This is a genomic window from Nocardia sp. NPDC049190 (assembly GCF_040648115.1).
Lineage (GTDB): Bacteria > Actinomycetota > Actinomycetes > Mycobacteriales > Mycobacteriaceae > Nocardia.
On the sequence record NZ_JBEZDE010000012.1, the window covers coordinates 100,471 to 118,511 of the forward strand.

General features: G+C 67.5%; 19 protein-coding genes. 8 read left to right on the top strand and 11 right to left on the bottom strand.

The window, feature by feature from the left end:
- The first annotated feature begins 22 nt into the window (after positions 1 to 22).
- Both AB0B25_RS13475 and AB0B25_RS13480 read left to right on the top strand, forming a co-directional pair.
- Complete coding sequence (locus tag AB0B25_RS13475) at positions 23 to 562, top strand: carboxymuconolactone decarboxylase family protein (protein ID WP_357178001.1); 540 nt, start codon at positions 23 to 25, stop codon at positions 560 to 562.
- A 105-nt stretch (positions 563 to 667) separates the two neighbouring features.
- A complete protein-coding gene (locus tag AB0B25_RS13480) occupies positions 668 to 1,342 on the top strand; it encodes a PhzF family phenazine biosynthesis protein (protein WP_357178004.1) in 675 nt (224 codons plus the stop codon).
- Between the two features lie 10 nt (positions 1,343 to 1,352).
- On the opposite strand, the gene AB0B25_RS13485 is transcribed toward AB0B25_RS13480, so the two are convergent.
- From AB0B25_RS13485 to AB0B25_RS13510, 6 genes are all read right to left on the bottom strand, one after another.
- Positions 1,353 to 2,087: an anti-sigma factor gene (locus AB0B25_RS13485; protein WP_357178007.1), complete on the bottom strand. Its 735-nt coding sequence runs from the start codon at positions 2,085 to 2,087 to the stop codon at positions 1,353 to 1,355.
- Positions 2,080 to 2,760 (bottom strand): ECF RNA polymerase sigma factor SigK, encoded by a 681-nt coding sequence (sigK, locus tag AB0B25_RS13490; RefSeq protein ID WP_357178010.1) that lies wholly within the window; start codon positions 2,758 to 2,760, stop codon positions 2,080 to 2,082. The genes AB0B25_RS13485 and sigK overlap by 8 nt, the downstream gene beginning before the upstream one ends.
- A gap of 116 nt (positions 2,761 to 2,876) precedes the next feature.
- The gene (locus AB0B25_RS13495; RefSeq protein WP_357178013.1) at positions 2,877 to 3,374 is read right to left on the bottom strand and encodes a DUF5134 domain-containing protein; all 498 of its coding nucleotides are present in this window, start codon (positions 3,372 to 3,374) and stop codon (positions 2,877 to 2,879) included.
- Positions 3,371 to 3,529 (bottom strand): hypothetical protein, encoded by a 159-nt coding sequence (locus AB0B25_RS13500; RefSeq protein ID WP_357178016.1) that lies wholly within the window; start codon positions 3,527 to 3,529, stop codon positions 3,371 to 3,373. The genes AB0B25_RS13495 and AB0B25_RS13500 overlap by 4 nt, the downstream gene beginning before the upstream one ends.
- 319 nt (positions 3,530 to 3,848) lie before the next feature.
- Positions 3,849 to 5,069: an aminotransferase class III-fold pyridoxal phosphate-dependent enzyme gene (locus AB0B25_RS13505; protein WP_357178018.1), complete on the bottom strand. Its 1,221-nt coding sequence runs from the start codon at positions 5,067 to 5,069 to the stop codon at positions 3,849 to 3,851.
- 11 nt (positions 5,070 to 5,080) lie between these two features.
- On the bottom strand, positions 5,081 to 5,761 hold the full coding sequence (locus AB0B25_RS13510; RefSeq protein WP_357178021.1) for a Pr6Pr family membrane protein: 681 nt from the start codon (positions 5,759 to 5,761) through the stop codon (positions 5,081 to 5,083).
- Between the two features lie 128 nt (positions 5,762 to 5,889).
- Here AB0B25_RS13510 and hrpA point away from each other — a divergent pair, with 128 nt between their 5' ends.
- Positions 5,890 to 10,101 carry an ATP-dependent RNA helicase HrpA gene (hrpA, locus tag AB0B25_RS13515; RefSeq protein WP_357178024.1) on the top strand — a complete coding sequence of 1,404 codons (4,212 nt, stop codon included), beginning with the start codon at positions 5,890 to 5,892 and terminating at the stop codon, positions 10,099 to 10,101.
- On the opposite strand, the gene nrdR is transcribed toward hrpA, so the two are convergent.
- The 3 genes from nrdR to AB0B25_RS13530 all read right to left on the bottom strand — a co-directional run bounded on the left by nrdR (position 10,102) and on the right by AB0B25_RS13530 (position 12,160).
- Positions 10,102 to 10,572, bottom strand: coding sequence for a transcriptional regulator NrdR (nrdR, locus tag AB0B25_RS13520; protein WP_357178027.1), 471 nt, complete (start codon positions 10,570 to 10,572; stop codon positions 10,102 to 10,104).
- Between the two features lie 193 nt (positions 10,573 to 10,765).
- Positions 10,766 to 11,443 carry a hypothetical protein gene (locus tag AB0B25_RS13525; protein ID WP_357178029.1) on the bottom strand — a complete coding sequence of 226 codons (678 nt, stop codon included), beginning with the start codon at positions 11,441 to 11,443 and terminating at the stop codon, positions 10,766 to 10,768.
- Positions 11,444 to 11,860: 417 nt separating this feature from the next.
- Complete coding sequence (locus tag AB0B25_RS13530; RefSeq protein WP_357178216.1) at positions 11,861 to 12,160, bottom strand: hypothetical protein; 300 nt, start codon at positions 12,158 to 12,160, stop codon at positions 11,861 to 11,863.
- Between AB0B25_RS13530 and AB0B25_RS13535 the strand changes: the two genes are divergently transcribed.
- The 4 genes from AB0B25_RS13535 (at position 12,065) to AB0B25_RS13550 (ending at position 15,819) form a co-directional block, all read left to right on the top strand.
- Positions 12,065 to 12,724: an ATP-grasp domain-containing protein gene (locus AB0B25_RS13535; RefSeq protein WP_357178193.1), complete on the top strand. Its 660-nt coding sequence runs from the start codon at positions 12,065 to 12,067 to the stop codon at positions 12,722 to 12,724. The two genes, AB0B25_RS13530 and AB0B25_RS13535, sit on opposite strands and share 96 nt — an antisense overlap.
- Positions 12,725 to 12,994: 270 nt before the next feature.
- Positions 12,995 to 13,516 carry a recombinase family protein gene (locus AB0B25_RS13540; RefSeq protein ID WP_357178032.1) on the top strand — a complete coding sequence of 174 codons (522 nt, stop codon included), beginning with the start codon at positions 12,995 to 12,997 and terminating at the stop codon, positions 13,514 to 13,516.
- 44 nt (positions 13,517 to 13,560) lie between these two features.
- A complete protein-coding gene (locus tag AB0B25_RS13545) occupies positions 13,561 to 15,006 on the top strand; it encodes a Mu transposase C-terminal domain-containing protein (RefSeq protein WP_357178035.1) in 1,446 nt (481 codons plus the stop codon).
- Positions 15,007 to 15,348: 342 nt separating this feature from the next.
- Positions 15,349 to 15,819 (top strand): AAA family ATPase, encoded by a 471-nt coding sequence (locus tag AB0B25_RS13550; RefSeq protein ID WP_357178196.1) that lies wholly within the window; start codon positions 15,349 to 15,351, stop codon positions 15,817 to 15,819.
- 216 nt (positions 15,820 to 16,035) lie between these two features.
- On the opposite strand, the gene AB0B25_RS13555 is transcribed toward AB0B25_RS13550, so the two are convergent.
- Positions 16,036 to 16,335 carry a hypothetical protein gene (locus AB0B25_RS13555; RefSeq protein ID WP_357178038.1) on the bottom strand — a complete coding sequence of 100 codons (300 nt, stop codon included), beginning with the start codon at positions 16,333 to 16,335 and terminating at the stop codon, positions 16,036 to 16,038.
- 112 nt (positions 16,336 to 16,447) lie between these two features.
- On the bottom strand, positions 16,448 to 16,924 hold the full coding sequence (locus AB0B25_RS13560; RefSeq protein WP_357178041.1) for a hypothetical protein: 477 nt from the start codon (positions 16,922 to 16,924) through the stop codon (positions 16,448 to 16,450).
- A 369-nt stretch (positions 16,925 to 17,293) separates the two neighbouring features.
- Between AB0B25_RS13560 and lexA the strand changes: the two genes are divergently transcribed.
- Positions 17,294 to 17,959 (top strand): transcriptional repressor LexA, encoded by a 666-nt coding sequence (gene lexA / locus AB0B25_RS13565; RefSeq protein WP_357178199.1) that lies wholly within the window; start codon positions 17,294 to 17,296, stop codon positions 17,957 to 17,959.
- Positions 17,960 to 18,041 lie beyond the last annotated feature (82 nt).

The window sequence follows — 18,041 nt, forward strand, 5'->3', positions numbered from 1 at the left end:
GATCCGAACAGAGGAACGCCGAATGAGCATTGAGAACCTGAAGAACTCCCTCCCCGAGTACGCCAAGGACCTCAAGCTCAACCTGTCATCGATCGCACGCACCACGGTGCTGAACCAGCAGCAGTTGTGGGGCACCCTGCTGGCGGCGGCCGCCGCGACCCGGTCGACGACCACGCTGCGCGAGATCGGCGAGGAAGCCGCCGGCGTGCTGTCGGCGGAAGCGTACAACGCCGCGCTCGGCGCCGCCTCGATCATGGGCATGAACAACGTGTTCTACCGAGGCAAGTCCTTCCTCGGCGGTCGCTACGACGACCTGCGGGCGGGGCTGCGCATGCAGATCATCGGCACGCCTGGCGTCGACAAGGTCGATTTCGAACTCTGGTCGTTCGCGGTCTCCTCGGTCAACGGCTGCGCACACTGTCTGGAAGCGCACGAGCACACGCTGCGCGAGGCTGGCGTGTCCCGCGAGGTGATCTTCGAGTCGCTGCGTGCCGCCGCCATCGTGGCCGGTGTCGGCCAGGCGGTGCAGTCGACGGAGGCCCTGAGCGCTGCCACGATCTGATCGCCGATCGACCGAGGCCCCGTCCGTCGGACGGGGCCTCGTCGTATTCCCGGTGTTGGTCCAAGCGACAACTCGGCGTGGTGCGCCCGGGTAGGCTCGGCAACCATGGGGACACGGGTCGATGTGGTGCGGGTGTTCACCGACGCAGCCGGACGGTTCGGGAACGAGCTGGGGATCGCTCGGGCCGCGGACGTGGCCCGAGTCGACCCACAGGCGCTGGCGGCGAAGGTGGGTTACAGCGAGACGGTGGTGGTCGACGAGCCGGTGGACGAGGTCGCCAGGGTGCGGATCTATACCCCCGCGGTGGAACTCCCTTTCGCTGGGCACCCGTCGGTGGGGACCGCGTGGTGGTTCGCGGCACGCAGCATCCCGGTGCACACACTGGACGTCCCTGCCGGCCCCGTGGCGGTGCAACTCATCGACGGACTGACCTGGATCACCGCTCGCGGCGAATGGGCGCCGCCGTTCACCTTCCACCAACTGACCGACGTACCGGAGCTGGCGACCGTTCGACCGGACGAGTTCCCCGGCGGACCCCATTATCTGTGGACGTGGACCGACGAGCACCGCGGCGCGTTGCGCGCACGCATGTTCGCACCGACCATGGGCGTCGCCGAGGACGAGGCGACCGGGGCGGCGGCCGTCGCGTTGACAGCGCTGCTGCGGCAGAGTCTGGTCATCACGCAGGGCAAGGGCTCGCAGCTGTTCACCGAGTGGGACTCCGACGGCTGGGTGCGCCTGGGTGGGCGGGTCGTCGCCGACCAATCCTTGGAGATCTAGACCTGCTCACTCACGGCAGCGCCACCCCGACGATCGGCTCGGTGCTCGGCGTGTCCGAACCACCAGGCGGTTCGACGCTCACCGCCAGCAACTCACCCGACTGGTACGGCGTCACGAAAGGGCGATCCGACGATGGCAAGTCGGCCAGGACTCCAGCAGACCGCGGCTGCCCCGCAGCGGTCACCAGCCATACTTGATAGACCCGATCGGTGGGCGGGGGTGCGACCCCATCGAACGCGATCACCGCGCGGCCGAGCCGCAGCGAGGCCTCCACCACGAGCGAGCCACCACCGCTGACCGGCTCCAGTACGGTCCGCACATCTCGCTGGCCGTGTATCTGCTCGACGACAGGCGGAATCGGCGGATGGTCGGCGACCCGCTCAGCGACCACGCTTCCGCCGAAAATCAGACAGGTGATCGCAGCCATCGGCACTGCCCATCGCAGCCGCCGAAGGGACAGGGGATGCGTGACCGACCTGACGGCAGCGGTACCGGTGTCGGGCAATGCCGCCAGGATCCGAGACTCCAAGCCCGGAGGCGGCGCCAGCTCGTCGAGCACCGCGAGCCGTCCCATCACCTCGCGCACCTGCCACACGGTGTCGGAGAACTCCCGCCGCACGGCGGGGTCCGCGGACGCCAGGCGGGCATCGATGTGTCTGCGTTCGATATCGGCGACCGCGTCCAGCGCGCACGGATAGGCAAGGTCCAGCAGATCGGTATCCGATCGCGGTGGAGTGTCAGCCATCGGCGCCTTCCCCGGACAAGCACTTCTCCAATCTTTTCAATCCGTCACGGATGCGGGTCTTGACGGTGGGCAGCGGAACCGCAAGGCGATCGGCCACTTCACGGTAGGTGTACCCGCTGTAATACGCGAGGGCGATCGCCTCGCGCTGCGTCGGGGTCAGGGCGTCCAGACATCCTGCCACCTGCTGTTCCTCGATGCGCTGCGCCACCGACTCGGCGACGACATCGTGGTCGCGACCCAGGTGCGCGTGCGCGTACACCAGATCCCGGGAAGTGGCTGAACTCTCCGCGCGCACTCGGTCCACCGCGCGACGGTGCGCGAGCATCAGGATCCAGCCGAGCGGGCTGGCGAGCGTGGCATCGTAGCGGTCGGCCATCGACCACACCTGGAGGTAGACCTCCTGGGTGACCTCTTCGGCGGCGGCGTGGCTACGCAGGATGCGCACCGTGATCCCGAACACTCGCGGGCTGGTGAGCTGGTAGAACTCCGTGAACGCAGCCCGGTCACCCGCACCGGTCGCCACGAGCAGGGCGACCAGCCTGCGGGTGGCGAGTGTTGCCCGCCGTCGCTCGTATCCGGTGGGTACTGGGCACGCGAGTGCCTTGTCGTCGTCCCTATCCGGCACCGGATCGCCGAATCGATGTGCTGAAGCAGAACCGTCCTCATTTCTCATGGCCGAATCCCCTGCCTGCATAGACAGGGGTTCGGTATGCACAGGGAAGCGGATGGGTCTGCGGACCGATCAAGTCCAGACTGCGGCCACCAGCATGTACGTAGTGCCGGTAGCCATCACCACGTGTGGCACCGCCGCCCACGGTATGGCAGCGCCGGTAAGGGCGGCCACGCATCCGCCGGAGCGCACCAGAACTCCACGTGGTCCCCGCGCGTCCCGCCCGCGAGTGCCGCCAGCGCGACGAGGAGTGCGTCGAGCAGAAACAGCACCGCGAGGCCGAGCGCGGGACCCACTGCAGGTCCGCCCGCGTGACCGGAGGCCGAATGGCCGGACATCGCGTAGAGCATGGCGGCGGCGGCCACGATGTGATAGCCGAGCGGGACCATCCGGTCGATCGGACGCGGACGAGGATGTGCGGAAGACTCCAGGATCCGGGTCACCAGGAGGACGGCGAAGACCACGATCAGCGCCGTCAGCACACCGCGCAGCGCGGCCGGACGCACACCCGAGGGGAACAGCAGCATACCGAGCATGACCAAGCACATCACCAGGTGCGCCGCATCGGACTCGGGGTGTTCGGTGGTAATCGAGATAGGCGGTCGCTGCGTGGTCATTTCGACGCTTCCCGGGTCGGTGGGATCGAATCCCGACCAGGCACCACCGAGACCGTAGGCGCCGGCAACCGCGCCAACACGACCCCCAACGCGATCAGGAACGCCGCCGCGACCGTCCAGCGCAAGACGGCGTACTCCTGCACGAACTCCGCCACACCCCACCACCTCTCGACACGGCGACCGCGGTCGTCGCCCTTCCATGCTCGCATCCCGAATCGATAAGGGTGCCCTTTTCTCCCATGGGGCCCCGGACGCACGGCCCAGAAGGTCGCGGGCGGGCGGCCGCGGACCAGCGGAACACCCGATACGACAGCGGAGGTGGTGTAGCACCATCGCGACGCCCGACGTCGCAGGTGCGTCGTACTCGGGTGGGCGTCATCACGACTTCCCGGCTGACCGACTACCGCCTGACCGCACAACGATGGCATGAGGCGAACGCAGTTCCCGCTCTCGTGATCGCCGGGGCCCGGAGCGTCAGCCGAGTGCGCGGGTGAACCCGGCGACGAGCTCGCCGACCTGGTCGTCGGTCATGATGAACGGCGGGGAGACCTGCAGTGCTCCCTGGCCGACCGCGCGGCTGGAGATGCCCTGCGCGCGTAGGGCTTTGACCATAGGAGGAGCTTCGGCAGGAGCAACCAGCTGGATCGCGGCAACCGCGCCGAGTCCGCTGCGCACCTCGGCGACCCGAGGATGGTCGGCCAGCACCGAAAGCCGTTCGTGCAAGCCGGATTCCAGGTGTAGGGCGGCATCGAGCAAACCTTCGCGCTCGATGACGTCCAAGTTCGCCAGTGCGGCGGCGGCACCGGCGTGGCCGCCGTAGGTGTAGCCGTGCCGCCACCAGATACCGCCCGCGAAGAACGGTTCCGCGATGTGGGGCGCGATGAATACCGCACCCATCGGCAGGTAGCCCGAGGTCAGACCCTTCGCGGTGGTCATGAGATCGGGTGCGAGATCGAATCGGCTCGAGGCGAACCACGCTCCGCCGATCCGGCCGAAACCGGTGACGACCTCGTCGGCGACGAAGAGGATGTTGTTGTCGCGACACACGCGCCGCACCTCGGCGAGGTAGCCCGCCGGCGGCGGGTGGACCCCGCCCGCACCGATGACGGGTTCGCAGAAGAAGGCGGCGATGCGCTCGGCGCCGACCTCCTCGATCAGGGCCAGCAGCGCTTTCGCGTCGTTCCACTCGACCGTGCGCGCTTCCGGCATCATGTCGCCGTAGCCTTCGCGGTTCACCGGGATACCCGCCAGCGCCGTGCCCGCGACATGCATGCCGTGGTAGCCCATCCGCCGCCCGACCACGATCGTCTTGCCGGGCCGTCCGAGCTCGTGCCAGTACCGGCGGGCGAGCTTGGTCGCGGTCTCGACAGAGTCGGAGCCGCCGGAGGTGAAGAAGATCTTGCTGCCCGACACCGGAGCCATCGCCGCGAGCCGCTCGGCCAGTTCCTGAGTGGCGGGTTCGGTGATGTCACCGAAATTGGAGTAGTGCGCGATCGTGCGCAGCTGGGCGGCGACCGCGTCGGCGATCTCGCCGCGGCCGTGTCCGATATTCGTGAACCACAGGCCCGCGGTCGCGTCCAGATAGCGGTTACCCGCCTGGTCGAAGATATAGCTGCCCTCGCCGCGGGCGACCACGAACGCCCCGTCTCGTTCGACGGCGCCCATGTCGGCGAATCCATGCCAGAGCGAGTTCATGTCTTCCACCTTTACCGGATTTCGCGCGCCGCGTCGGCAACGAGCCCGCCCCGTCCACTTCGGGTGTTGCCCACGCGGCGTCGGAGCATCCCGCCGACGGCGGCGACAGCCACAGCCGAGAAGACGAAAACGCAGGCAAGGGCGACCAGCCCGGTGATCACCGACGCGTACCCCCGTTGGCGGGGGTCCAAAAAGGGGTACGGGTACCAACCGTTGACGAGGCCGCGGATGAGGGTGTAGGCGCCATAGGCGGCGGGATAGACCAACCAGGCACCGATCACGCCCGCGGCCGGGCCGAGGCGTTCACGTCCGGCACCCAGCACCCAGTCGGCTACCAGCACGAGCGGCAGCGCTCCGTGCAGTACGTCGTTGATCCAGCGATCGGCGAGAATCATGGCGGAGTCGGACAACAACACCGCGTACACCACGCCGGTGGTGAGCAGGTAGAGAGTGCTCGCGCCCCGAATCAGCTGCCAGCGTCGGCCCCGCGGGTCGCGCAGGCCGCCGATGAGCAGAACGAGCACACCGAACGCGGCGGACTCGACAGTGAAGTAGCTGAGATAGTTCGCGATCGGAAAGCTGTCGATGTCGACGCTACGCAGCGGAATCCAGGCCAGCGCCACCGCACCGAGGACCCCGAAAACGATCCGCAGACCACGCACCACCCATGCCGTGCCCGCCTCCGCGTTCATGCCACGATCCTCGCATACGAGCGGCCGGCGATTGGACGATCACGAGCCTGCAGCATCCGATTGGCAAACACCGTCCGACCGCCTGACCGAAATATCCGGTGGCGGGCTTCGCTAGGCTTGTCGATGCAATGACCAGGACAGCAGCTACCGATCCCCGCGAGCTCCGCACCCGCCTGGCGAATCTCTCCTTCCGCGACGAACACCGACTGCGGCGCAGACTGGACCGGGCACGCGGTGGCGACCTCGGCGAGGTCGAAGCGGAGATCGCGGCGGCCGAGCAGCGCGTCGCCGCTCGCCGCGCCGCGGTGCCGGAGATCGGCTACCCGCAGCAGCTGCCGGTCACCGCGCGCCGGGCGGATATCGCCGCCGCCATCGCCGAGCATCAAGTGGTGATCGTCGCGGGCGAAACCGGTTCGGGCAAGACCACCCAGATTCCGAAGATCTGCCTCGAACTCGGCCGCGGCATCCGCGGCACCATCGGGCACACCCAGCCGCGCAGGCTGGCCGCGCGCACCGTCGCCGAGCGGATCGCGGAGGAACTGGGCACCGAAGTCGGCGACGTCGTCGGCTATACCGTGCGATTCACCGACCATGCCTCCGAGCAGACGCTGGTCAAACTGATGACCGACGGCATCCTGCTCGCCGAGATCCAGCGTGATCGGCTTCTGCGCCGCTACGACACGATCATCATCGACGAGGCGCATGAACGCAGCCTCAACATCGACTTCCTGCTCGGCTACCTCCGGCAGTTGCTGCCACGGCGACCCGATCTCACAGTGATCATCACCTCGGCGACCATCGATCCGGAGCTGTTCGCCAGGCACTTCGCGGACGACAACGGCGTTCCCGCACCGATTGTCGAAGTCTCCGGTCGCTCATACCCGGTGGAAATCCGGTATCGGCCGCTCGCGCGAGAACTCCAGACAGCCGACGACGACGATGCGGAGGACACTCGGATCGTCGACCGCGACCCGGTGGACGCGATCGGCGAGGCGGTCACCGAACTGTTCGCCTCGGGCGATGGCGATGTGCTGGTGTTCCTGTCCGGCGAACGCGAGATCCGCGACACCGCCGACGCGCTGCGCGATCTACGACTGCCGCGCACCGAGATCCTGCCGCTGTACGCGCGACTGTCCACCGCCGAGCAACATCGGGTGTTCGCTCCGCACACCGGTCGGCGGGTGGTCCTGGCGACCAACGTCGCGGAGACCTCGCTGACAGTGCCGGGAATCCGGTATGTCATCGACCCGGGGACGGCGCGCATTTCGCGGTACTCGATGCGGACGAAAGTGCAGCGGCTGCCGATCGAACCGGTATCGCAGGCCTCGGCGCGCCAGCGATCCGGACGCTGCGGTCGGGTCGCCGACGGCATCTGCATCCGGCTGTACTCCGAGGACGACTTCGAATCCAGGCCCGCCTTCACCGAACCCGAGATCCTGCGGACCAACCTGGCGGCGGTCATCCTTCAGATGACCGCGCTCGGGCTCGGTGATATCGAGAACTTCCCCTTCGTCGAGGCTCCGGACCGCCGCGCCATTCGCGACGGCATCGCCTTGCTCGAAGAGCTCGGCGCGCTGGTACGACGTGCCGGGAGGCCCGGGCCGCGGGCGGATATCGCGGTGGCGCAGGACGTCACACGATCGGATGGCGCCTCCGGCGCGGTGAGTCACACCACGGCGAGCACCCGCGAGAACGATGCCGCGCTGGCACTGACGCCGACGGGGCGCGAGATGGCCCAGCTTCCGGTCGATCCCCGGATGGCGCGCATGCTGGTGGAGGCCCATCGCACCGGCTGCCTGGCCGACGTGCTCGTCATCGTCGCGGCGCTCTCGATTCAGGATGTCCGCGAACGGCCTGCCGAGCATCAGCAGGCTGCCGATACCGCGCACGCGAGGTTCACTGTCGAGGGCTCGGACTTCCTGAGCTACCTGACACTGTGGGAGTACCTCGGCGGACAACGCACATCCCTGTCGTCCAATCGGTTTCGGCGCATGTGCCGAGAGGAGTTCCTGCATTACCTGCGGATCAGGGAGTGGCAGGACCTGCACGGACAGCTGCGCACGATCGCCAAGGGCCTCGGCTGGTCGGTCGCGGTGGCGAACGAGGGCACACACAGTGGTCCGGCCGCCGCGGCGCCGGACCGCGGCGCCGACAACCGGAGCCGCAAGGGCGACCGGCGAGCACGCCGCACCGAGCACTCGCGCGCACCCGACGCCGATCCGCGGTCATCATCCCAGCGCGGACAGGCCGGTAGCCCACCCGCGGTCACCGAGCCGGAGGGCGCCCGCTGGGATTCCACCGCCATTCACCAGGCGTTGTTGGCCGGCATGCTGTCGCACATCGGGGTCCGGGAAGCGGAAACGCGCGAGTTCCTCGGCGCGCGCGGCGCCAAGTTCATGATTTTTCCCGGCTCCTCGCTGGCGAAGAAGCCGCCGCGCTGGGTGATGGCCGCCGAGTTGGTCGAGACCTCACGACTGTGGGGCCGGATGGCCGCCGAGATCGAACCCGAGTGGGCCGAGCGGCTGGCCGCGGATCTGGTCAAACGCACGTACTCCGAACCGCATTGGTCGGCCAAGCGCGGCGCCGCGCGCGCCTACGAGCGGGTCACTCTCTACGGTATCCCGCTGGTCACCGGCAGACTCGTCGACTACGGACGAATCGATCCGGAGCTGGCCCGGGAATTGTTCATCCGCCACGCCCTCGTGCAGGGCGAGTGGCAGACCCGGCACGAGTTCTTCCACCGCAATCGTGAGTTACTCGACGATGTCGCCGATCTGGAGCACCGCGCACGCCGCCGCGACATCCTCGTCGACGATGAGGTGCTGTTCGAGTTCTATGACCGACGGCTGCCCGCGGACATCGTGTCGGTGCGCCACTTCGACAGCTGGTGGCGCACCGCGCGGCGTACCGACCGCACGCTGCTGGACTTCTCGACCACCACCGTGGTCAACGAGGGAGCGGCCGCACTCGACCCCTCCGATTTCCCCGACTCCTGGCGCCAAGGCGAACTCAGCTTTCCCCTCGGCTACCAGTTCGAACCGGGCACCGAGGACGACGGCGTCACCGTGCGCATCCCGGTCGAACAGCTCGCCCACGTCCGTGCCGTCGGGTTCGACTGGCTGGTGCCCGGCATGCGCGACGAGCTGGCCACCGCATTGATCAAGACGCTGCCGAAGACGGTGCGCCGCAGCGTGGTTCCGGCGCCCGACTTCGCCGCGGCTGCGCTGACCGCGCTGACCCCGCGCGCGGAGCCGCTGCGCACCGGGCTGGCGCGCGAGTTGTCCCGGCTCGGTTCGGTCCCCATCGCGCCCACCGACTTCGATCCGTCCGCGCTGCCCGACTACCTGCGCATGACCTTCGCCGCCGTCGACGCAGACGGAACAACCCTCGCCCGCGGTAAGAGCCTGGCCGCGTTGAAAACCGCGCTGGCCGACCAGGTTTCCGCCTCGGTCGCCCGCGCCACCGCGGGCGCCGAACGCCCGCCGGCCAGGGTGTGGACCGCGGAATCTCTCGGCCACGTCGCGCCGACGGTGCGCCGCGACGTGGCCGGACAGACCGTCACCGGGTATCCCGCGCTGGTCGCCGAGGGCGACGGTGTAGCGGTCCGGGTGCTCAGCTCCCCCGCCGAGCAGGCGGCGGCGATGTGGTTGGGTACCCGGGCGCTGGTGCTGCACGCGCTGCCCACCTCGGCCCGGTCCGTCACCGGGGGGCTCTCGGCGACGGATCGTCTCACGCTGACCCAGAATCCGTACGGTTCGCTGGACGCGCTCGTCGAGGATTGCCGCGCGGCGGCCGCCGATGAACTCATCGAGGCCGCGGGCGGTCCAGTACGCGGCCCGGCGGAGTTCGACGCGCTCGTCGCCCGGATCCGCCCCGATTTCGCCGCCGCCGTCACCCGCCTCGTGCGCTTGGTCGTACCGATTCTGGCCGGCGCCCACCAGGTTTCGGCCGCGCTCACCGAGACCAGCGAGCGCGACATCGCCGACGATGTCGCCGACCAGCTCGACAACTTGGTATTCCGCGGCTTCGTTTCCGAGTGGGGCGGCACCCGGTTACGCGAGCTACCCCGCTATCTGCGGGCAGCGATGATGCGTTTGGCGGCGTTGCCGGGCTCGGCGGTCCGCGATCGCCACGGTATGGCCGAACTCGATCGAGCGCTGGCCGGCTACGACCGCCTGATCGGGGCACTGCCGGAGCAGCGCAGGAATGCGCAGGCGGTCACCGACATCTGGTGGATGATCGAGGAATTCCGGGTCAGTCTGTTCGCCCAACAACTCGGCACCCCGTTCCCGGTGTCCGCCAAGCGGATCGAGAAAGCGATCGCCGCCGTCCGGCGCTAGTCAGTCGGCGGGGGTCAGCGCCGCGGCGCGCGCCTGGCGCATCTCCTCGATCTCACGTTCGAAATCCTCGGCAGAGGTGAACGACCGGTAGACCGAGGCGAACCGGAGATAGGCGACCTCGTCGAGGTCACGCAGCGGGCCCAGAATAGCCAGGCCGACCTCGTGGCTGGGTACTTCAGGAGAGCCTTTGGCCCGCACCGCGTCTTCCACCTGCTGCGCGAGCAGGTTCAGCGCATCGTCGTCGACTTCACGGCCCTGGCAGGCACGACGTACGCCCCGGATAACCTTCTCGCGACTGAACGGCTCGGTGACTCCGCTGCGCTTGACCACCGACAGGATGGCGGTCTCGACCGTGGTGAACCGCCGCCCACACTGCGGGCAGGCGCGACGACGACGGATGGCCGCGCCTTCGTCGGCCTCGCGCGAGTCCACCACCCGGGAGTCGGGGTGTCGGCAGTACGGGCAATGCATCCGAGAAATCCTTCGTCGATGCGAGTGCTCGCGTCCGGACCGCCTCCGATCCGGCGAGCATCTGTACCGAGGTCTGCACCTCGGCACCAGGTATTCCCCATCGAAACGAGAAATACCTGCATAACAGTTCGAGGATACCCGTCCGAGTCCTCTAGTTGTCGCACTCACCCCGCGCTACCGCCGAGTCACCTGATCATTCGACGATCTCCCAGTGCGCGGTCAGGTCCGCAAGGAGGTCCGGCAGCCGCGCCACAACGCGGCCGCGGGCGAGTACGGCCCCGAAGGACTCGCCCAGTGCGGCCGCCGCAAGCGCCGGGTCGGTCTCCAGATCGACGTGACGCGGGACCAGGTCACCGATGATGTAGGTCCATCTGCTGTCGCGGTCGGCCCAGTTGAAGTCGGGCAGCGAAGTGCGCAGCGCAAGGCTGCGACCGGCGACGTCGGCGCGGACCACGGTCGAGGCGAAGACGCCAGGAGCGCGGGCCCCGGGGACGGCGGGCTTTCCGAAGAGAGTCCTGACGTAGGTGAGTACGCGACCGATTGGCGCGCGCCCGGCCGATATCGCGTCCCATTGGTCGGCGATGACCTGGTTCTGCTCAGGGTCGATCATTCGGATCAGTGCGTCGACAGAGCCGTCACAGGTATTCGTGGCGAGGGACTGCCAGGCGGTGCGCATGTCGTCGTCGAGCACACCCGCTGCGTACAGTTCGTCGATCCCGCGCAGGCCGGGTGCGACGTAGGCCTCGCGTATCGGCACCAGGTCGGTGAAGATGTGCTTCTGCATGATCATCAGTCGGGCCCGGTACCAGACGATGTCCTCGGCGCTGAGCCGAGTACCCGCGGTGGCCAGCAGTCGGAGGTCCGCCGGCAACGCAGCCGCCAATTCCTCCGGGGCGCCACGCTACAGGTCAACGACCGCCACGCCGAGCCGGTGCATACCGGGGACATCGAACGCGACACCCACATCGCTCATATCGAAGACCCCTGAGGCGAACGATCCTGTGACTCGCAGCGGTAAGTGGCGGTGATTTCGCGTTGTCAGGTGGCGCAGACGAGGCCGAACGTAGGTCCGTGGCCCCGAGCCGCAGTGTAAATCTGGCCGGGTGCGGTCCCTGTGTCAGGATGCAGGCGTTCTCGGACATCCGGTAATGCCGATGGTTGCGGGATCGGTGGCCTGGCGCGATGGTGCGCGGCGTTTCCAACGCGGGAGGCTGTCGAAGCTCCAGACACCTTCGCGGGGTACGCCGAACACGGAAACCGGTTGGAGGTGGGCTGGGTGAGTGGGAGGCTACGTTCTGTGATTCTTCTCGTGCCGGCCGACGTGATACACGCATCCCGTGTCGATGAGCATTTCACCGCTGAGGCGGATGCCGCCCGCGCTGCGGGTATGGATGTGGCTTTGGTCGACCATGATGCGCTGACCCGTCCAGATGATGCGGACAAAGCCGTTCGCCGCGTTCGAGCACAAGGTGAGGCGGTTTACCGCGGCTGGATGCTGCGCAGCGACCAGTACGCAGCATTCGATCAAGCATTGCGATGTCGAAACGTCATACTGCGAACCAGCGCCGAGCAGTACCGGCACGCCCATGAGCTACCTCGCTGGTACTCCGAGCTCTCCGGCCTGACACCTCGGTCGGCATGGACCACCGGGAATGATCGCACCGCATTCGACCGCGCGCTGCGAGAACTGGGATCCGGGCCTGCCGTGCTCCGTGACTACACCAAGTCGATGAAGCATTACTGGCACGAGGCGGCGTTCGTTCCCGAGGTGGGCGACGCAGACGGTGCCTGGCGCGTGGCGAACAGATTCCACGAGCTTCGCGGAGAAGACATGACAGGCGGATTCGTTGTCCGTCAGTTCGAGAATTTCCTCTCGGCCGAGGTTCGTACGTGGTGGGTCGACGGCAGATGCCGGTTGATCGGACCGCACCCCGACACCCCGGAGGACATGCCCGCTACTGAACTCGATCCGACCGTGGTCGGGCATGCCATCGCTCGTCTTGGTCTCCCGTTCGTAACAGCTGACTTCGCTCTACGTGCTGATGGAGTATGGCGGTTGGTGGAACTCGGCGATGGGCAGGTCAGCGACCGACCGAAGACGATACGACCAGAGGCGTTGATCACTATCTTTCACAACGGTTTTCGTGGTTGATCACCTGTAGCGAAGCGAAACGCACCCCGTGCCGCTTGGCGTGTCGGCGAATGTCCGATTCTTCCGTATGGCGTGCGGCCGGGGTGGGTCGATAACGATCGTTCGCGAGACACCCTGCGCGGCATGACGTTTCCGCAGGCTAGTTCTGTAACGGTTGCCGTGTACGCGGCATGTCAATCTGTCGGGGGTTCGCAATACACTCCGCGCCATGCGAATCGGCTACGGGCGGGTTCCACCCGCGATCAGCACCCCGAAGCACAACACGACGCGTTGACCGCGGCCGGCTGCGAGAAGATCTTCGTCGATAAGGCGTCCGGCAAGCTCGCGACCCGGCCGGAACTGGACAAGGCGCTGCTGTCGGCCAACCGCACCGGCGATCAACTGGTCGTCACCAAACTCGACCGACTCGGCCGCTCGTTGGAGCACCTGATCGATCTGTCGAGGACCCTTGAGGGGCGTGGGGTGGATCTGGTGGTGCTCGACCAGAAAGTCGATACCTCCACCGCGCTGGGCCGGATGTTCTTCCAGATCCTGGGCTCCATAGCCGAATTCGAGCATGCTCTGATGAGCGAGCGCACCCGCGACGGGCTGGCTGCCGCCCGCGCCCGGGGCCGCACCGGTGGGCAGAAACCCAAACTCGGGCCGCAGCAGGTACAGCTGGCGCGGCAGATGTACGACGAACTCGATCAGGCCGGCAAGCGCCATTACACCGTCGCGCAGATCGCCGCCGAGTTCGGTGTCACTCGTCCCACGATCTACCGGCATCTGTCCGCCTCGGGCGCGACAATGTGACCCAGGGCACGTGAGTTCGCGTGCACGCGGAAGTGGGGTGAGCCGTGGCGGGTAGCTGGCTGACCGGGTTGACCGAGGCCGACCGGCGGCAGGCGATGCGCCGGTTCGAGGTGCTGCGGCCTCACCTCGAAGACGATGTGCCGCTCACCAGCACCGCCGCCGAGACCGGTGTGTCGTTACAAACGGCCCAGAGGTGGCCGCACCGCTACCGGACCGGACGCCTGGCCGCGCTGGCACCGGCCCGGCGCAAATCCACCGGTCGGCGCACCGACCCGGAGCTGGTGCGGCTGATCGAGGGCATGGCTTTGCGGCGGCCGCGTCCGTCGCTGGCGGTGATCACCCGCCGGGCGGCCCGCGTCGCCGCTGAGCAGGGGTGGGTTCCGGTGTCCTACACCACCGTCCGCTCCATCGTCACCGCTCTCGACCCGGCGATGCTCACCCTGGCCCACGAGGGTGCCGCGGTTTTCCGAGACACTTACGAGTTGGTGTACCGTCGCCGCGCCGAGCGCCCGAACGTGATGTGGCAGGCCGATCACACCCAACTCGACATCCTTGTTGTCGAGGGCGGCAAGCACCGGCGCCCGTGGCTGACCGTGGTACTGGACGACTGTTCCCGCGCGGTGCCCGGCTACACGGTGAACCTGGGTGCGCCGTCGGCGTTGAACACCTCATTGGCGTTGCGGCAGGCGATCTGGACCAAATCCGATCCGGGCTGGCCGATGTGCGGGATCCCCGAGATCCTCTACGTCGACCACGGCAGTGACTTCATCAGCGACCACCTCGCCCAGGTCGCGGCCGATCTGAAGTTCGCGATCGTGCATTCCACCGTGGCCCGGCCGCAGGGCCGTGGGAAAGTGGAACGGCTGTTTGGCAGCATCAACACTGAACTGCTCACCGAGGTGCCCTGCCATCTCCTCGGTGGCAAACCTGTCACCGCGCCGGCACTCTCGCTGCGCCAGTTCGACGAGGCGATCGGGCGGTATATCACCGGCGTCTACCACCCGCGGGTTCACTCCGAGATCGGCGTCTCACCCCAGCAGGCGTGGGTCGCGGACGGGTGGCTGCCGCGCATGCCCGAGGATCTGGAACAGCGCGATCTGCTGCTGGTCACGGTCGCCACGCCGCGCGTGGTGCACCGTGACGGTATCCATTTCCAGGGCCTGCGTTACCTGCATCCCACCTTGGCCGCCTATGTCCGCGAGCCGGTCACCGTCCGCTACGACCCGCGCGACATCACCGAGATCCGCGTCTTCCACAAGATCCGGTTCCTGTGCAAGGCCGTCAGTCCCGACCACGCCGGAGACACCATCGGGCTCAAAGACATCCAGGCCGCCCGCCGCGCCTACCGGCGCCGGCTGCGTGAGCAGATCAACGAACGCATCCCCGTGGTCACCGACTACCTCCCCACACAGGGATCCGCACCCGCACCGCCGGAACTGGCCCCGGCGGCTGCGCCCCGGCCGCGGTTACGCGCCTACCAGGAGGACTGACCATGCCGCCGCCACGGAACTGGCCGTTCATCGCCACCAAGGAGCACCGCCGGTTCGTCGAGTTCGCCGACACCGTCCGCCGCGACCGGACCATCGGAATCTGCTACGGCGCAGCAGGAATCGGGAAAACCCTGTCCGCCTCCCGCTACGCGCGCTGGGACAAAGCCGGGCACCTGCTACGCACCTGGGGTCCCCGCGAGGACTCCGACAAGGACGTCTACGCCGCGCTGGCCCGCGCGCGCACCGTGTTCTACACCCCCACCGTCGCCGGCGACCCTGCGCGAACTACGCGACGATCTCAAACTGCTCTACAACCGGGTCAATATCTGCATCGACCAGCACATCAACGCCGGTGTCCGTAAGTACCGGCCGGCCGACTACATCGAACTGCTCGTCATCGACGAATCCGAACGCCTGACCGGCACCGCCATAGAACACCTGCGCGACCAGTACGACCGCGGCGACCACGGCCTGCTGTTCATCGGCATGCCCGGTATCGAGAAAACCTTCTCCCGCTACCCGCAGCTCTACAGTCGCGTCGGATTCGCCCACCACTACCGGCCCCTGACCGGCGAAGAACTCACCTTCGTCCTGACCCGGCACTGGCGCAAACTCGGCCTCGACCTGGACCCCGACGACTTCACCGACGCCCAAGCCGTCGCCGCCGTCGCCCGCATCACCAGCGGCAACTTCCGCCTCCTGCAACGACTGTTCGCCCGAATCCACCGCATCATGAAAATCAACGAACTCCACACCATCACCGCCGACGTCGTCGAAACCGCCCGCAGCACCCTCGTCATCGGCACAACCTGACCGCAGTCACCGATACGCCACTTGACGGCGCGAGAACACCGCCACTTTCTGCCGCAAGTCACAAACGATCCGCCCGCGATATCCGCCGATCCCGACCAGTAGAACTCGGGATGCTGAGTGGCGAGCCGGAAATAGTTGACATACACCAAGTTGAAGGCACGTTCGTCGGCCGGCGCCCCTCGCTGCGGATCCCATTGCGCAAGATCGATGCCGGCATCACTGGTGGCGACCCACCAGCCAATACTGATGCAGGAGTGTGGCGTACCGGCGCGGCGTCACACCGTCGGCCCGCGCCCGCTGCACCGCCTCCGACAGCACCGCTTCATCCAGCGGCGGAACCGCATTGAGGCCACCAGCCATGCCGTCACCGTTGACGACCGGAAGATCGAGATAGGCGCCATATGCCGGTTCGGCCCGTACGGCGGCCGGGTGCGCACCGAGCCCGAAGACGAGGCAGAGTGACAACCCGGCGACCCGGACGAAAACTCGGGCCGATCCGGCAGCGAGAAGTGTCAATTCGGAACGACCCCCCCGACATCGTTCGGGCTGTGCTGCCCTGATCACGTATTCAGCACAATAGCAACATGTTCCAGTTGCGGATCAGGACTGTCGACTACACCTTCCGCCCTCAGCGTGGTGGTTGCGTGTCCGCGCCGCCCAGCCCGCTTCGGCCGTCGATCACGGCGGGCACCGAACCCTCCGGCCGGCCACCCAAGTCGCCGGCCCGCAGGTGCGCGACCACGATCAGCCCCGACACCACGATGGCGGTCAGCAGCGCCGTCACGGCAAGCACGGCGAAACCGACCTGCGCCTGCTCGACCCGCGCCATCGGATGCACACCCTGTGCCCTCCGGACCGCGGAAGGTCGTGCGCCGTGGTCGTATCCGATCGCGGCGCCCGCGGGACGCGCGCGGCCCGGGCGCCGATCGACGGCGGATCGACGCGCGGACCCCAGGGCCTGCGAGTGCACGCCGCCGCGCCGTCGGCGCGGGATCGAGTCGTACCCGGGACCGACTCCCGCCGCGACCGCCGCGGCGGCACGGTGATCGAACTCCGCTTCTGCCGCGCCGATCGATGTGATGGTGTCGCTGATCGCAGTGCTCATCGGACAAACCTCCAGGGTGGGTGCTCCGTCATCGTTCGAGCCGTTCGAGCTGTTCGAGGCGGTGTTCCTGTTCGAACACGAGTTCCGCACATATTCGATCAAGTGTTCGAAGGATTTGCGTACGATTTCTACCACGCCCCACCGACAAAGTCAGCAGAAACGCCCGACATGCGTCGAACAGATGTTTGATCCCGCGGCCTGACCCGACTAGATTCGAACTACCGAAGACACGACAGGCGATGACAACACAGGCCGGGCAGAGATCGACCCGGCGCAGCAGGAAGGGCGGTTGCGGTGAGGCACACAGACGACACGGGTGACGAGACCGGAAGCGGCGCCGACTCGGCGGGTACCGGGGCGGATCTCACCGTGCGTCAGCGCAATGTGCTGGAGGTGATCCGCACCTCGGTGAGCGAGCGCGGCTACCCGCCGAGCATCCGCGAGATCGGCGACGCCGTCGGCCTGACGTCCACCTCGTCGGTCGCCCATCAGCTGCGCGCCTTAGAGCGCAAGGGCTATCTGCGCCGCGACCCGAATCGTCCACGTGCGGTAGATGTTCGCGGCCTGGACGAGGTGGTGCGTTCGGTGACCGGTCTGCCCGGCGCCGTGGTGGACGGCGGCGTCGACGATGCCGACAGCACCGTCGACGCCGCGCACCCGGTGCCCACCTTCGTTCCGGTGCTCGGACGCATCGCCGCCGGCGGGCCGATCCTGGCCGAGCAGGCCGTGGAAGACGTCTTCCCACTCCCCCGCGAACTGGTCGGTGACGGCTCGCTGTTCCTGCTGAAGGTCGTCGGCCAGTCCATGATCGACGCGGCGATCTGCGACGGTGACTGGGTGGTCGTCCGGCAGCAGAACGTGGCCGACAACGGCGACATCGTCGCCGCCATGATCGACGGCGAAGCGACGGTGAAGACGTTCAAGCGCACCGGTAAGGACGTCTGGCTGATGCCGCACAACCCGGTGTTCGAACCGATCCCCGGCAACGATGCTCAGATCCTCGGCAAGGTCGTCACGGTCATCCGCAAGATCTGACGATCCACGGTGTGCAGACCGATGGCCGCTCGGTTGATCCGCGCGGCCATCGTCCGTCTTGCGCTGTGCCACATCCGATCCC